The sequence below is a fragment of the Marinicella sediminis genome, from assembly GCF_002000055.1.
Taxonomy (GTDB): Bacteria; Pseudomonadota; Gammaproteobacteria; order Xanthomonadales; family Marinicellaceae; genus Marinicella; species Marinicella sediminis.
This window is the reverse complement of record NZ_MVBD01000002.1, coordinates 103,782-119,956: the sequence shown is the minus strand read 5'-3', so window position 1 is coordinate 119,956 and position 16,175 is coordinate 103,782. Positions and strand designations below refer to the sequence as shown.

Below are 16,175 nucleotides of genomic sequence, written 5' to 3'. Positions count from 1 at the left end.
TTAATAAGATCACACTCTAATTTGCCATCCAGGCTGGGTATTTACTGCCGTTGGTCAAAATAAACAGGTTTTGTTCACACGTGTAGCGATTGTCAAACCTACAATGGCGTGTGACAATGAATCATTTCAAGGTGCACAGGTGACTGATGAAAACTGTATTGACATGGATATTGAGTTTATTGACTGGGTTGGCTGCATCTGCAGAGGTGGCCTTTGATTGGCCAGGGGTACATGTCAGGGATTATGCCCTGAGAAATGATCACCAGGAACTGTATGTAACCATGGAAAATGTTGCCAAAGACAGTTCGGTTATCGTGCGTCTTGAACATCACAATGGTCAATGGTCACAGCCTGAAGTGGCGTCTTTTTCTGGTCAATTCAAAGACCTCGAGGCTTTTTTACACCCCAATGGACTGCAGTTGTTTTTTGCCTCCAACAGGAACCTTCAGCAGGACGGTGTCAGTGAACAATTTGATTTATGGGTGGTCAGCAGACAATCCCTCAGTCTGCCATGGCAGAAACCAGTCCGACTGCCAGCAGAGATCAACACCGAACAAGGGAATGAATTTTATCCCAGCGTCACTGCCCAGGGACATCTTTATTTCACAGCATCGAGGGACAATGCACCCGGTAAAGAAGATATCTTTGTGAGTCGGCTGAACAACGGCGTCTACCAACCTGCTGTGCCTTTGCCTGATGCCATCAACACAGCCACGTATGAATTCAATGCGTTCATCAGCCCGGATGAACAATGGTTGTTCTTTTCATCTTTTGGCCGCGCAGATGACCACGGTGGTGGTGATTTATATGTCAGCCAGCAAGTGGCGGGGCAATGGCAACCAGCGCAAAATCTGGGAAACACCATCAACTCTGAACAACTGGATTATTGTCCGTTTTACGATGCCGCATCAGGGCAACTATACTGGACAAGTGGTCGCAGTGACAAAGCTGTTTTGGCAAACAAACTGACGCTCTCAGAATGGATGGAATGGGTCAATACAGGCAGCAATGGCTGGCACAAAGTCTATCACATTGACTGGCCACCAGCAGGTCAGTCATGGCCGGCTGATGATTGAGTCATCAGCCGGTTAACTCAGGGTTTACCCCAATTCAGTCATGGCCATGATGTTGTAACCAGAATCCACATAGGTGATTTCACCGGTGATTCCGGCTGCCCAATCTGAACACAGAAATGCAGCAGCCTTGGCCACGTCTTCCTGGGTAACGTTGCGTTTCAGCGGTGCTGCATGGGCGACATGGTCAAGCATGGCTTTGAAGTTTCCTATACCTGAAGCAGCCAGGGTTTTGATCGGTCCTGCTGAAATACCATTAACCCGGATGCCATCTGCTCCCAGAGCGTGTGCCATGTATCTGACATTGGCTTCCAGGGCGGCTTTGGCCACGCCCATGACGTTATAATTGCTCATTGCCCGAACTGCACCAAGGTATGAAAGGGTCAGCAATGAAGCATCACGCCCCTGCATCATTTCACGGCCAGCTTTACCCAGCGCGGCAAAACTGTATGAACTGATGTCCATGGCGGTTTGGTATCCTTCACGGGTCAGGTTGTCCAGGTAACTGCCCTGCAATAATTCACGAGGGGCGAAACCAACCGAGTGGACGATGATGTCCAGTCCGTCCCACTGTTTTTTCAATTCAGTAAACACGTCTTCGATCTGTTGGTCAGATTGCACATCACAAGGCAAGACAATCTCCGAGCCAGTGACTTCGGCAATTTTATCTACCCTTTTTTTCAATTTGTCATCGAGGTATGTGAAAGCCAGTTCAGCACCTTGCTGGTGCATGAATTCGGCGGTGCTCCAGGCGATGGAGCGGTTGCTGGCAACCCCTACAATCAGGGCTTTTTTACCGGTAAGAATACCCATGTGTTTTCCTGTTAGAAAAGACCAGTATCATACTTTCTTTAACCGACCTTTTCTACAGCGTGACTTCAATTAGCTGCTTTTTCAAACACCAGTTTGAAATCCACCAGAACCTCGTAATTGATGCTGCGCAGACCTGCTATTTTGGTCAGTTGGTTAATCGCCGGATCCAGACCAAAGTCTTTACCATTAACCAGCACCGGTTCGAAGTTGGTCACCACCAGTTGATCTCCAACCGTTTGAATCAACACCTGAGCACTCATGGATTGACGGGTGCCATGCAGGTCGAGCATGAAGTCCACAGCAAATGGTTTGAGCAGTGGCATTTGTTCATCCAATTGACTGGATATGTAAGCCTTGGGAAAGTCTTTTACTTCAAATAAAATATCACGCATGCGTTGATCCCTGATGGGAATCATGGTGTCTACAGTGGTCAAATCCAGTGCCAGTTTTAACTGTCCCTGCTGATCAATGAGTCCCTGATCAAACCGAATGGTGTGTTCTTCGGTGTGGTCACCATTTTTGGTAGACAAAAAACTGAATTGCGATGCAGCCGCCTGTAATTGCCAGTTCATGTAAGGTGGCTCTGAGGGTTTTTCGTTGCTGTGCTGACAACCTGTCATAACAACGAGCCAAAGACAGGCCGTGATGATGGATTTGCGGTTCATGATTCTTCGTTCTCCTGTGGTTCAATGTCAACCTGGATGACTTTGGTGAGTATGCCAAATTGCTGATGATCAAAATAATGCCATTCACCCAGTCTGATGCGGCTTTTCTGATCAATGCTGTATGTCAGTTGCTGGCCATTGTTGTCCTGTCGGTAAAAATTCATTTTAACCTGTATGTGGGTAAACCTTTGCTCTGAGAAGGCCACTGCGCCATCAAAGGCATAATCAGCATAAGTGGTTGCTGCTGGTGTGGACAGATCAGTGGTGCCTGACAAATCGCTTTCATCAACGTTGTAGCCTGGTTCCACACGGTTTGTTTGATCACCGTATGCATCAGTTATCAACTGTTCTTGAGCCGTTGGTTCCCAAACAGAACTGACCCGAACAAACTCTGGATTCAGAAACGGCGTGGCAGGTTGACGCCATTTCATTTGCATCAAAGGCGCCATGCCAGGATTGGTGGCCAATCGTTCAGTGACCGGGTGCTCACTGTTTTCGGCAAAACGGACCCATACCAATGCCTCAGTTTCGGGCTCCTGTTGCCTTTCATCCATCGGCACTTGCCAGTCTTCCGGGTTTTGTTCATTGCGTTGTTCAGTTGATCCATCTGTCTGCAGCACTGTGGTTTGGTGAGGCTGAAACATCAACCAGCTTTCATCAATGGCTGTCACTTCACGATAAGGCAGCTCCAGCGACGTGGGTTTGGGGTTCAATGTACTGGCTTCAGGTTGTCCCAACAAGCGAGCGAAAACAATGACTTCAACATCGTAAACCGGAGTCTCATCAGTGATCAGGTGGTATTCCTGGGCAGGGAGTGCTGTGGTAAACAGCACCAAGAAGGGGATGATTTTTCTCATGTATGCAGTATATCAAATAAATGGTGAATTGCGTCGATGCGTTGTTCTGCCGATTGGAAATCACCCTGATAACGCAGTCCGTTTGCAGGCAGGGGCTTAAAGGTTTCAGGGTGTTTTTGGATCAACTGAATCAGTCGGGCGAAAAAAGCATCGTTTTGAGCTTTGAATTTCACATCGGCGAAATCCTCATTCATGACCAACGACTGAATACCCAACTGTTTTGCTTTTTGCTTGAACTTCAATACATAAAACAAGTGATTGGCAGGTTCGGGTAATGGGCCAAAACGGTCAATCAACTCGACTTTGATCTCATCCAGTGCATCTGCTGTACGGGCATTATTCATGCGCTTGTAAAAAGTCAATCGGGTGAATACATCAAACACATAACTGTCCGGTATCAGGGCAGGGATGTTCAGTTCAATATCGGTGTGCTGTTGGTTGTCATCCAATAAATCAATGTCTTCACCTTTTTTCAATGCATCCACAGCACGTTCTAACATTTCACAATACAAACTGAAGCCAACGCTCTGGATTTGTCCACTTTGTTCCTCTCCCAGTAATTCACCAGAACCCCTGATTTCCATGTCGTGGGTGGCCAGGGTGAAGCCGGCTCCCAGTTCTTCAAGTGATTCAATGGCTTCAAGGCGTTTTTTGGCATCCCGGGAAATCGCTTTCCAACTGGGAATAATCATGTAGGCAAAGGCTTTATGATGTGAGCGACCAACCCGACCTCTCAACTGATGTAATTGAGCCAAACCCAGTTTGTCTGCACGGTTGATGATGATGGTGTTGGCATTGGGAATATCTATACCGGATTCAATGATGGTGGAACACACCAACACATTGAATCGTTGTTTGTAAAAATCCACCATGACATTTTGTAATTCCTTTTCATTCATCTGGCCATGGGCAACCCGAACCCTGGCACCAGGATTGATTTTTTGAATGGTTTCAGCCATTTGCTCGATGGACTGCACATCATTGTGCAGGAAATAGACCTGCCCACCCCGTTGAATCTCGCGGGTACAGGCTTCGTTAATGATGCTGTTCTGCCATTCAATGACCTGGGTTTTGACCGTCAGTCGCGCTTTAGGCGGAGTGGCAATGATGGATAGGTCACGCAGACCGGACAGCGCGCTGTTCAGGGTTCTGGGTATTGGTGTGGCAGTCAGGGTAAGGAAATCCACATCGGCTTTAAGTTGTTTCAGCCGGTCTTTCTGCCTGACGCCAAATCGATGCTCTTCATCAATGATCACCAGTCCCAGGTTGTTGAATTTAATTCCTTTCTGGATGAGTTTGTGGGTACCAATGATGACATCGGCCTGTCCGTTTTCACAGGCCGCAAGGATTTCCCTGGTGGCTTTGCCGGAGACAAACCGTGACAACAGCTCGACTTTGATAGGAAATGGCGCAAAACGGTCTACAAAATTATCATAATGCTGTTGGGCAAGCAGGGTGGTGGGTACCAACAGCACCACTTGTTTTCCTTCATTGGCAGCGATGAAGGCCGCCCGCAAAGCGATTTCTGTTTTGCCAAAGCCCACATCACCACAGATCACACGATCCATGTGGGTCGAAGCCTGCATGTCTTTGATCACTGCTTCAATGGCGTTGTGCTGGTCTTCGGTTTCATCAAAAGGAAAACCATCACTAAATTGAGCATAGTCGTCTTCATTGACCCGCATTGATTCGCCACCTGCAGCTTCTCTCTTGGCATACAAAGACAGTAACTCGGCGGCCACGTCTTTGACTTTTTTGGCGGCTTTCTGTTTGGCTTTGCTCCACACATCAGAGCCCAGCTTATGCCAGGGGGCATTTTCTTCACTGGCCCCCGAATAGCGCGAGACCAGGTGCAATGAGGACACCGGGACAAACAATTTGTCGCCTCCGAGGTACTCAACTTCCAGATACTCTGCCTCACCTTCATAGTCCATCATTTTCAGCCCACGGTAACGGCCCACCCCGTGATCAATGTGGACAATCGGTGAATCCAGATGCAAGTCCGTCAGGTTGCTGATGATGTCTTCTGGGTTGGCTTTGTATTTTTTGACTTTTTGCTGACGGGTCACCCGCTGTCCAAGCAGGCTGCCTTCATCAAGGATCTGCAATTGCAAAGACCGGAGATGAACACCATTTTCAATGGGAGCGATGCACACCCCGCGTTTTGCTTCGCTGTTGATAAAAGCGTGGATGTCAGGAAAAATGGTGAATGGCTGCTGACTGGACTTGAGTTTATTCAGAATCAGATCCTGACGTCCCAGTGAGTCTGCTGTGACCAGTAATCGCTGTTTGAACTGATCAGCGAACTGAACCAGTGAATCATGGGTCTCGGCATTGTATCGGATGGGTAGCTGGCTGTTGAAATCAACTGAAACCCCACTGGCTTGTCCGGGTTGTGGCTGGTTAACCCAGATGTTTTGAAATGACAGGATGTTTTGGTGCGTGGTATCGGCACTCAGGTAATTATGTTCCGGAGCAGGTATCGGTCGTTGCACATCATGCTTTCGCTCCTCGTAACGGGCTTTGATTTGCTTTTCCCAGGTCTGCAGGATGGGAGCGGTCTGTTGACAGTGAATGAACACCACATCCTCTGGCAGGTAACTGAAAATATCAGCCAGTTGTTGGTGAAACATTGGTAGGTATTGTTCAATACCGGAAAACTTCAATCCTTTCCTGACGTCCTGGTACAATGTGTTCTTACGGGTATCAACATCAAACCACTCACGAAAACGACTGAGGAATAATTCCCTGGCTTTGTCATCAAAGGGAAATTCATTGGCCGGCATCACCTGGATGCCCTGCGTTTCACGGATGGTCAGCTGGGTGTCGGTATCGAATATCCGAATGCTTTCAATTTCGTCGTCAAACAATTCGATGCGAAAAGCGTCCTGCCCACCCATGGGAAAGAGATCAAGCACACCACCACGAACCACAAATTCACCAGCCTCACGTACTTCGCTGACATGTACGTAGCCGTTTTTCTCAAACAATTTGCGCCAGCGATGCAGGTCAAAATCATCACCCACCTGAACATTGAGGCTGCGACCGATGATGAAATCCTTGTCCGGCAATTGCTGCATCAGATTCTGTGCAGGCATCACCACCACAGCATCCTGTTTTACCATGCTGATCTGAGCCAGGAATTTCATGCGTTCAGAAACAATCTCCGGATTAGGTGAAAACACATCATATGGCAGGGTGTCCCATACCGGAAAGTGCAACACATCCAGGTGCTTTTGTGTGGAACACAGTTTAATTTCTGCTTCGAGTATACGGCTGTGATGTACCGAGTCTGTTAACACCACCAACAGCCCCGGATGTCGTTCATGAAATTCGGCGATCGCCATTGGCAAGGCCAGCCCTTTGAGGTGTTGCCAGTCCTGTTGTGCAGTATGATCAAATGATGTGGGAAATAGCATATTCATGGGTTTGACTGATCGGGCAGGCATTTTACCGTTTTTAGCAGCACATTAAAACGCCATTGACAGATAAGTCGATGTCAACCGATGGTTCACATGGCTGCTGTCAACTGACAATGGATTCCATTATAATTACATAAACCAAATCAAACGATCTGCATTGTGTCTGCAAAACCACCATACTTCATCTACCTGGCAGTGGCCCTGACTGGCTTGTGTTCCTTGGTCTATCAAACCATCTGGCAGCGCTATCTGTCATTCGCCATTGGTTCTGACGCCAGTGCGTCCGTCCTGATCCTCACCGTTTTTCTCACCGCACTGAGTGTTGGATACTGGTTTTCAGGTCTGCGATCGTCGCATGTTGTTGGTTTGGAATTGAAACGTTACGGTCAGGTTGAATGCATCATAGGTGCGTGGGCCATGTTGTTTCCCTGGATGTTCACCTTGAGTTTACCACTGCTGGGGGCAGCGGGCATTCCTGTGACGGTGATTGACTGGTCATTAACAACTGTCCTCATTGGCCCACCAGCGGTATTGATGGGAGTGACCCTGCCATACCTGACACAAGGCCTGAGTTCCGGTTTCCGCACTGCCAGCCGCACCCACGCACGCATTTATGCCATCAATACCTTGGGCGCTTTTGCCGGGGTGGTGCTGGCGGGCTTTTATTTGCTTGAGCATCATGGCCTGGCCGTCACGTCATATGCGTTGGGTGCCCTGAATCTATTGATTGGCTTGTTGGTGATCATCTGGTGCAGAAACAACCAAGTAAGTTTAAACACGCCGGTTTCAGAGGATGTGGTCAAAGAGGCTGCAGTGGAATCCGACATCCACTCCGTTAATAAAGCCTGTGTGCTGGTGGTGGCGGCCTGTTCGGGCTTTCTACTGATTGCCCTGGAAACCTACTTCATCCGTTTGTTTGCCATCGTTACCGAGGGCTCGCACCATGCCTATCCCACAGTGGTGGGTGCTTTTGTGGCCGCAGTTGGTTTAGGCGCCTGGCTTGCAGGGCGTTGGTTACACCTGGCCCATCGGCTGTTTGCCTGGGTTCCTTGGTGGATGCTGGGGTTGTGGTTGTTGATTTATTACAGCTTAGCCTGGTGGCCGTACACTGATCTGCAGTTAAAACAATGGCTGTTCAGTCACACTGATCAACATCAATGGTTGCTGATTGCCCGATTTTTCTTGACTCTGTTGGTGATCGCTCTGCCGGTGTTGGCCTCCAGCATGCTGTTACCCTGGGCTTTTCATTTCAGCAAACACCAGTCCACAGCATTGGGTAAAACCACCGGAGATCTCTACGCCGTGGCCACAATGGCCACTGTGGTGGGGGGACTGGTGGGTGGGTTTTGGCTGTTCAAATGGTTTGATTTCCAGCAGATTTTTCTGTTTTTTCTGGCGGTCATGGCATTGATGGGTCTGGTTGCCAGTTTGGCCGTTCAGCCACAAAGCATCAGGCGTGTTACCTTGTGCTGTGTGTGTGCTCTGCTGTTGGGTGCGTGGGTTGGCTTCAAACCGCCCCATGATCTGGAGAAACGATTGGCATTAGGGTTTTACTTTCAAACCAATGACAGCGATTGGCAGGCAGTAGACGGTGCTGAAACGGCCCGGCAAAAACTGTGGGCATGGTTTGGTCATGACAGTTGGCTTGCCACAGCGGTGCAGCCTGAAGGCAGGGTTGATGTGTTTGAAAGTTCTACCACGGCTCAACGCATGATCGCCATCAATGGCCGTTCCAACAGTGACACGGCATTGGCAGACTTACAGGGCAATGGCTTGCTGGGTTTGTTTCCCTATGTGCTCACAGAGTCACCCAAAAGGGTCCTGATCATTGGTTTAGGTACCGGAGTGACTGCCGGAATGCTTGCACATCAGCCGGATGTTGAGCAGGTGGATGTCTCTGAAATCAATTCAGCGGTTCTGAATCAATTGTCATTATTTGATGATTTTACCTATCAGGCCAGCCAGAATCCAAAGATCAGGCTGATTCATCAGGATGTGGTCAAACTCCTGCACCAGACCGATCAGGGCTATGACATGATCATTTCCATTCCGTCTAACTTTTGGGTGGCCGGGGTGGAAAACCTGATGACTCCTGAATTTTATGCACTGATTCGGGAACACCTGAATCCGGGCGGTGCCTTTGTCCAATGGGTACCGGAATACCGCTTTTCTGAACAGGGTTTGACTACCTTGGCACGGGCCTTCACCGAACAGTTTGAACACAGCAGTTTGTGGCGTTTGACGCCCAATGACCTGGTTTATGTGTATCAGAAGGGCATTGCCGATCCATTGCAACAATACTGGATTCAGCAACGCAGCAACCTACCGATGCTGAGAAAAACCCTGCGTGAGATGAATGTGTATAACGTCAGATCCTTGTTGCACTCACAACTGGCCGATCATCAACAACTGCTCATCATGGCAGCGCAGGGTGCCAGACACAACCTGGATCGGCCACAACTGGCCAACATGGCTCTGGAGGCTTTGTATGCCAATGATCCTGAGTATAATTCCACCGCCATCATCCAACAATTCACCGGACAAAAAAAAGCACCCCGCTGAAGGGTGCTTTTGATCGCGGATCATTGACTGTGCTACAGACTGATGATGCGATCAGGATTGCCGTCAGGATCATTGCCCGCGGTACCGTCGGTACCTGGGTTGCCGTTGTTCAGCATGATCACAGCACAGGCATGAGGCGCTGCCATTGAGGTTCCTGAGATGGTGTTGGTACCACCGCTTTTCCACAGCGAGAATATACCCACGCCCGGGGCAGCATAATCAACCGGCGGGTTACCATAATTGGACCAGGAAGGCATGTTGTCGTTAGAGTCAACCGCTGAGATGGTGTAGACACGGTTGCCATTGGCCCGTGCAGGCGAATGGTTATTGGCATCATCGCCATCATTTCCTGCTGCCAGCACAAAGTAGGCACCTGACTGACTGGCGGCTGCTTTTACGGCATCATCCAGAACGGTGCTGACGCCACCACCCAATGACATGTTAGCGCAGTCACCCGGATCGGCATTGGCTGCCACATGATCAACCCCGGCAATTACGCCAGATGTTGAACCTGACCCCCTGCGGTCCAGTACTCGAACCGGCACAATGGTGGTGTTGGGAGCGACCCCGAGTGCGCCGATGGTGTTATCAATGGCGCCAATGGTGCCGGCCACATGGGTGCCGTGACCGTTTTGATCATCCATACCACCATTACTGATGGAAGTGAAGCCACGACTGGCATCAACATTCAGGTCAGGATGATCCAGGTCCACACCAGAATCAATGACCCAGGCAGTGTAACCGGTGCCATCCAATGGACCACCCACACGTGGGGTACCATAGGATACCTGTTGGCTGTCACCACCACCGCCACCACCACCTGGGCGACCACGTGAGATGCTGACCACGCTGTCAGGGGTGAATGATTGGATGCCTGACTCGCTGGAAAAGGCTTTTTTGGCCGCATCACATGGCATGTTAATGGTCATGCCTTTGATGGATCTTGAATACACATGTTTTAAGGTGGCGTTGCTGCGGGCAGCCATGGCATTGGCTTTACCCCGCACGTCCGTTGAACGGGTTTGATCATCGAAGCGGACGATACAACGGTTGTGAACATTGACCAGGTCACTGCTGATGCCATATGGCTGCAATTCCTGGGCTGAAACGTGACCACTGATGGCCACACCGATGGCTGAAACCAATAAGGTTTTTCTCATAATTGCTCCTCTCTTCTGTTTGGAATAATAAAATTGCCAGGAGGGACCAATTAATGGTATTTTTTGCGTCAAAATGTGCCGATTATAATTTTAATGTCTGGCATTAAGGTCATGACTAACCCATACGTACTCCCCCTTGAGCACAATCTTTATAGCAAAATGTAATATATATTGCAAGTATGTTCCGGACTTATGTGTGAATGAATGCACAATTACACTCACACGTGTATTCAATTCAGGTTTTCAGAGCGTGACACCCAATACATTCAACAAACAGATGAGAATCATGTTAACTAATGGCTGGTTGACCGGTATTTCTGCAACAGAATCAGTTGGATTTAGCAATTCATCGTTGCATATCAACACTTAAACCGTTAAAATTCGCGCACTTTTCCTTGCTGCACCGATGTTTTTGTCCATCGGGTGGCTTTTTAATTAACCCGAAAGGAGTTACAAATGAGACATTATGAAATTGTCATGCTGGTTCATCCGGACCAGTCTGAGCAGTTACCTGCGATGATCGAAAGATACAGTGGCATGGTAACCAAAAGTGGTGGCATCGTTCACCGTTCAGAAGATTGGGGTCGCCGCCAACTGGCTTATTCCATTGAGCGTTTGCACAAAGCCCATTATTACCTGTTAAACATTGAGTGTGGTCAGGAAGCCATCGACGAAATCGTTGATGCATTCCGTTTCAATGACGCCATCCTCAGACACATGGTATTGGCCAGAAAAGAAGCCGAGACCGGTGATTCTCCTTTGAAGAAAGAAGAAGACGACAAAGCCAAAAAAGTGACTGAAGAAGATGTCAAAGCAGTAGAAGAAAAAGAAACTGCAGCCAAAGAAACTGCAGCCAAAGAAGCGGCTAAGGAAGAAGCCAAAGAAGAAAAACCAACCGCCGAAGCAGAGGAGTAAATCACCATGGCAAAACCACAAAGAAGAAGACGCCCTGCGCAAAGAATCATCAGCCGTAACTGTAAATTCACTGCAGCTGGTATCGTAGAAGTTGATTACAAAGACCTGGACATGCTGAAACAGTTTCTGACTGAAACCGGCAAGATCATCCCAAGTCGCATCACCGGTACCAAAGCCAGATACCAAAGACAATTGTCAACCGCTGTAAAAAGAGCCCGCTACCTGGCGTTGGTTCCTTACTGTGATCAGCACGGCAAATAACAGGAGATCATCATGCAAGTTATTTTATTAGATAAAGTACAAAACCTGGGTGATCTGGGTGAAATCGTAAACGTGAAAAACGGCTATGCCCGTAACTACCTGATTCCTCAGAAAAAGGCTTCACGTGCTACCGAAGATAACATCAAGGCTTTCGAAGCTCAAAAAGCAGAATTGGTTGCCAAAGCCAAAGAGTCCGTGGCTGCTGCACAAGCGCGTGCTGAGTCAATCAACGGCTTGTCATTCACCATCTCTGCCAACGCCAGCCCTGAAGGTCACCTGTATGGCTCTGTGGGTCCGCGCGAGATTGCTGACAAACTGACTGAAAGCGGATACCCGGTTGATACCAGTGAAGTGGTTCAGTCTGAAGGCGTGATCAAAGCAGTTGGTGAGTTCGCTGTTAAATTGAACTTCCACGCTGATGTTGATGCTGAAGTGACCATGACTGTGGTTGCTGAAGAGGAAGAAACTGCTTAATCAGTTATTTTCAATTCACATCAAGAAGCCGGTTGATCATTGACCGGCTTTTTTTTTGCCTGATCTGCCGATCAGAAGCTATAATAATCAACCCTGTTGATGGAACAGGAAAGCCAGTATTCCAATACCAAATGAGCACACAACAGCCTGACCACCTTATGAATGAAATGCCACAACTGAATAACCAACGTGATGAAATCAGCAACCTGAAAGTCCCACCGCATGCAATCGATGCTGAAAAAGCCGTGATTGGTGGATTGTTGTTGGTGGCCAGTGCCTGGGATAAAGTGGCTGGAAAACTGGCTGAGGAAGATTTTTACCTAAAGAATCATCGACAGATTTTCAAGGGCATTGCTCATTTGCATGAAAATCAACAAGCCTGCGATGTCGTTACCGTCAGTGACTGGCTCGAAGCGCATGGCTTGTCTGAACAATCAGGAGGTCTTGATTACCTGGCTGATCTGGCAGCCAATACGCCTGGTGCATCCAATGTCGAAGCGTATGCAGGGATTGTCAGGGAAAAATCTGTTCTCAGACAGTTGATTCAAATTGGCAATGAACTCGCCGAAAAGGCCTTCAATCCAGAAGCACAAACCGCCGATGAATTAATTGAAGAAGCTGAAAAACTGGTTTTTCAAATCCGCGAACAAACTTTAAAATCCCAATCAGGATTTCACGACATCAAGGACGTTCTCAAAGAAGCCATTGAAAACATTGAAGAACTGTCTGAAAACGACAACGACATCACCGGTCTGCCTTATGGCTGGATGGACCTTGACAAAAAAACCTCCGGCTTGCACCGGTCTGACCTGGTAATCGTCGCTGGCCGACCAGCCATGGGAAAAACTTCATTTGCCATGAACATTGCTGAGCGGGCAGCAGTTAAGGGGTCTTCAGTGGCCATTTTCAGCATGGAAATGGCGGCACATCAACTGGTCATGCGGATGTTTTCTTCATTATCACAGATTGAACAAGGCCACTTGAAAACAGGCAAGTTGACCGACACCGATTGGCCTAAGCTTGGTCAAAGCAGTGCCTTGCTCAGTCAATCCAAATTATTCATCGATGATCAGCCAGCTTTATCACCCAATGAAATACTTTCGCGTTGTCGTCGCTTGAAAAACCGAGAAGGTCTGGACTTGATCGTCATTGATTACCTGCAATTGATGCAAGTCAAAGGAAAAACCGAAAACCGGGCGAATGAGATTTCTGAAATCTCCAGAAACCTCAAAGCCATGGCCAAAGAACTCGATGTGCCGGTGATCGCTCTATCGCAGCTGAATCGCTCCCTGGAGCAACGGCCCAATAAACGTCCGGTGATGTCTGATCTGCGCGAATCAGGAGCGATTGAGCAGGATGCAGATCTGATCATCTTTATTTACCGTGATGAAGTTTATAACCCGGATTCACAGGATAAAGGCAAAGCAGAGATCATCCTGGGTAAACACCGTAATGGATCGATTGGCTCAGTTAACCTGACCTTCCGTGGTCAATATACCCGCTTTGATAACTACGAAAACGACATCCTGTTTGATGAGCGGGGGCAAGAGATTCACTGATGGCACAACGTGAACGTGGCACGGAAGCTGTCATACACACTGCCAGACTCAGTCATAACCTCAAACAGTTCAAACAGCTGCATCAGGGACCTGTGATCACCGTGGTCAAAGCCGATGCCTATGGTCATGGTTTGGCAGTGGCGGTCAATCACCTGCATGAAACAGACGCTTTTGCCGTGGCCACCATGGATGAAGCTCTGGCTGTCCGTGCATTGAGCCCGGATAAGCGCATCATTTTGCTGGAAGGCGTGTTCAATCAGCATGAGCTGTCACTGAGCATCCAGCACCAATTGGATGTGGTTGTACACCAACATTATCAAATCGCCTTGTTGAACCAATCATCTGCAACCGAACAACTGGATGTCTGGCTCAAACTGGACACGGGCATGAATCGTTTGGGTTTCGATCCAGTTGATACAGAACAACTGATCACTCAATTGAACGCCGCCAAACCGGTCAGGCAGATCAGGTTAATGAGTCATTTTGCCAGCTCAGATGATCCATCGTGTCCGCAGACTCAAACTCAACAGACATCCAATGAATGGCTTAAGTCATTGGGATACGAATACTCTTTGAGTAACACCGGAGCGATCCTCAATAACCTCTCAGACCGTCAGGAATGGGCACGGGTAGGTATTGGCCTGTATGGCATTTCACCTCTGCCAAATCAATCCGGTAGTGATTTCGGTCTTCAACCAGTGATGGAACTGAGTGCAAAACTGATTGCCACCAAAACCATAGCGGCTGGAGCCAGGGTGGGCTATGGTGGCACATATGAGGCAGCCAGTGACATGAAAATTGGCATTGTCGGTATTGGTTATGCCGATGGTTACCCCTGGACACAGCATCAGAGTCAGGTATTAATTCATGGTACACTGGTTCCGGTGATTGGCCGGGTGTCGATGGACATGTTGGCGATCAATCTGCAGGAAGTACCAACAGCCAGAACCGGAGACCGGGTGCTGTTGTGGGGCAATGGCTTGCCCATTGAGCAGGTTGCGGCGGACATGAGATTGATACCGTACACCTTACCTTGTGGCATAACAAAACGAGTTAATTTTCATGTTATTCAATAAGATAGGGAATTATTTTAAGAAACAGGTTAAAACCAATGAATGGCCAGTTCTGATCTGGTCATTTTTGTATTTTGTGTTTCTGTTAACCGGCTATTTTATCCTGCGGCCAATCCGGGAGGAAATGGGCGTAACAGCCGGTCCTGAAAATTATGGCTATTTATTTCTGACCACATTTGTGGTGATGCTGTTGCTGCAGCCGTTCTACGGCAAAATTGTCTCGACATATTCAAGGAAGCAGTTCATCCCCATTGTTTACGGTTTTTTTGGGCTGATGATATTACTCATCTGGAGTCTTTTTCATTTGGTGGGAACTGAAAGTGTGATTCTGGCCCGTGTATTCTTCGTATTTGTCAGCGTATACAACCTGTTCATTGTTTCGATTTTCTGGAGCTTCATGGCAGATGTTTACAACAAAGAGCAGGGTAAACGTTTATTTGGTGTGATTGCAGCCGGAGGCAGTACCGGAGGGATTCTCGGGGGATTAATCACCAGTCAACTGGTTTATTTGGTTGGGACGATCAATCTGCTATTGGTGTCGTTGTTTTTTCTGTTACTGTGCATCATGGCGGTGTACAAAGTGAGGCGGTTCGCAATTGACTCAGAAATCAATAAAGAAGCCCCGCTTGGTGGGAGCCCCATTGAAGGTATGAAGCTCATGCTGGGCTCAAGATTCCTCCAGCAAATAGCACTGATGACCGTCATTGCCGTGACCATTGGCTCGGTTTTTTATTATTTGCAGGGGCAGTACGTCAGCCAGTTTTTTCCTGAACGTGACCAACGGACTTACGTTTTTGCCAACATCAATACCGTCACCAATGTACTGACTTTGTTTTTTCAATTGATCCTGATTCCATTCTTACTGCAGAAGTTACCTGTACACCGGATTCTTGGCATTTATCCTTCGCTGATGATCATGGCGTTGCTGATGTTTGGCCTGATGCCAGTATTGTACGTGGTACTTGGCGCCATATGTCTGCAGCGCAGCGGTGCCTATGGCATCATGAAACCGCCTACCGACTGGCTGTTCACCGGGTTACCTGACAACATCAAATACAAGTTTAAAAATTTCATGGACACGGTGATCTACCGGGGTGGCGATGTGTTTGCACAGCTGATCTTCGTTAAAACCGTGGTGACCTTCTCCAAAGACCTGAGGATATTGGCGCTCATCGGAGCCGGGTTGTGTGTGATCTGGCTGTGGAATGCTGTCACAGTCGGAAAACTGGCCCTCGAGACATTCGAACATTACAAAGAAAAACAATAGCTTGCGATTAATTTAGCCAATTTTTCTCTGTTCATTTCAGGCGAAATGGTGTATATATTTATACTCATTTTGCG

13 protein-coding genes are annotated in these 16,175 nt (G+C 48.2%); 8 read left to right on the top strand and 5 right to left on the bottom strand.

Translation table 11 applies throughout. From position 1 onward, the window contains the following. Positions 1–146: 146 nt before the first annotated feature. Positions 147–1,076: a TolB family protein gene (locus B0475_RS03080; protein ID WP_077409969.1), complete on the top strand. Its 930-nt coding sequence runs from the start codon at positions 147–149 to the stop codon at positions 1,074–1,076. 24 nt (positions 1,077–1,100) lie between these two features. Here the strand turns inward: B0475_RS03080 and B0475_RS03075 are convergent, their stop codons facing one another. The 4 genes from B0475_RS03075 to mfd form a co-directional block, all read right to left on the bottom strand. Next, positions 1,101–1,886 carry an enoyl-ACP reductase FabI gene (locus B0475_RS03075; RefSeq protein WP_077409968.1) on the bottom strand — a complete coding sequence of 262 codons (786 nt, stop codon included), beginning with the start codon at positions 1,884–1,886 and terminating at the stop codon, positions 1,101–1,103. Between the two features lie 65 nt (positions 1,887–1,951). Then, a complete protein-coding gene (locus tag B0475_RS03070) occupies positions 1,952–2,551 on the bottom strand; it encodes a YceI family protein (protein WP_077409967.1) in 600 nt (199 codons plus the stop codon). Further along, complete coding sequence (locus tag B0475_RS03065) at positions 2,548–3,408, bottom strand: CsiV family protein (RefSeq protein ID WP_077409966.1); 861 nt, start codon at positions 3,406–3,408, stop codon at positions 2,548–2,550. The genes B0475_RS03070 and B0475_RS03065 overlap by 4 nt, the downstream gene beginning before the upstream one ends. Then, positions 3,405–6,833, bottom strand: a complete 3,429-nt coding sequence (mfd, locus tag B0475_RS03060) for a transcription-repair coupling factor (protein WP_157892665.1) — start codon at positions 6,831–6,833, stop codon at positions 3,405–3,407. Before mfd ends, B0475_RS03065 begins: the two co-directional genes overlap by 4 nt. 156 nt (positions 6,834–6,989) lie before the next feature. Between mfd and B0475_RS03055 the strand changes: the two genes are divergently transcribed. Then, a complete protein-coding gene (locus tag B0475_RS03055; protein WP_077409964.1) occupies positions 6,990–9,392 on the top strand; it encodes a spermine/spermidine synthase domain-containing protein in 2,403 nt (800 codons plus the stop codon). Between the two features lie 32 nt (positions 9,393–9,424). Here the strand turns inward: B0475_RS03055 and B0475_RS03050 are convergent, their stop codons facing one another. Beyond that, the gene (locus tag B0475_RS03050; protein WP_077409963.1) at positions 9,425–10,552 is read right to left on the bottom strand and encodes a S8 family peptidase; all 1,128 of its coding nucleotides are present in this window, start codon (positions 10,550–10,552) and stop codon (positions 9,425–9,427) included. A gap of 456 nt (positions 10,553–11,008) precedes the next feature. On the opposite strand from B0475_RS03050, the gene rpsF reads away from it, so the two are divergent. The 6 genes from rpsF to B0475_RS03020 all read left to right on the top strand — a co-directional run bounded on the left by rpsF (position 11,009) and on the right by B0475_RS03020 (position 16,101). Continuing rightward, a complete protein-coding gene (rpsF, locus tag B0475_RS03045; RefSeq protein ID WP_077409962.1) occupies positions 11,009–11,467 on the top strand; it encodes a 30S ribosomal protein S6 in 459 nt (152 codons plus the stop codon). Between the two features lie 6 nt (positions 11,468–11,473). Continuing rightward, positions 11,474–11,728: a 30S ribosomal protein S18 gene (gene rpsR / locus B0475_RS03040; RefSeq protein WP_077409961.1), complete on the top strand. Its 255-nt coding sequence runs from the start codon at positions 11,474–11,476 to the stop codon at positions 11,726–11,728. A 12-nt stretch (positions 11,729–11,740) separates the two neighbouring features. Then, a complete protein-coding gene (gene rplI / locus B0475_RS03035; protein ID WP_077409960.1) occupies positions 11,741–12,202 on the top strand; it encodes a 50S ribosomal protein L9 in 462 nt (153 codons plus the stop codon). Positions 12,203–12,360: 158 nt separating this feature from the next. Continuing rightward, positions 12,361–13,761 (top strand): replicative DNA helicase, encoded by a 1,401-nt coding sequence (gene dnaB, locus B0475_RS03030; RefSeq protein ID WP_198538089.1) that lies wholly within the window; start codon positions 12,361–12,363, stop codon positions 13,759–13,761. After that, positions 13,761–14,837, top strand: coding sequence for an alanine racemase (alr, locus tag B0475_RS03025; RefSeq protein ID WP_077409959.1), 1,077 nt, complete (start codon positions 13,761–13,763; stop codon positions 14,835–14,837). The genes dnaB and alr overlap by 1 nt, the downstream gene beginning before the upstream one ends. 121 nt (positions 14,838–14,958) lie before the next feature. Then, positions 14,959–16,101, top strand: coding sequence for an NTP/NDP exchange transporter (locus B0475_RS03020; protein ID WP_198538088.1), 1,143 nt, complete (start codon positions 14,959–14,961; stop codon positions 16,099–16,101). The last annotated feature ends 74 nt before the right edge of the window (positions 16,102–16,175 follow it).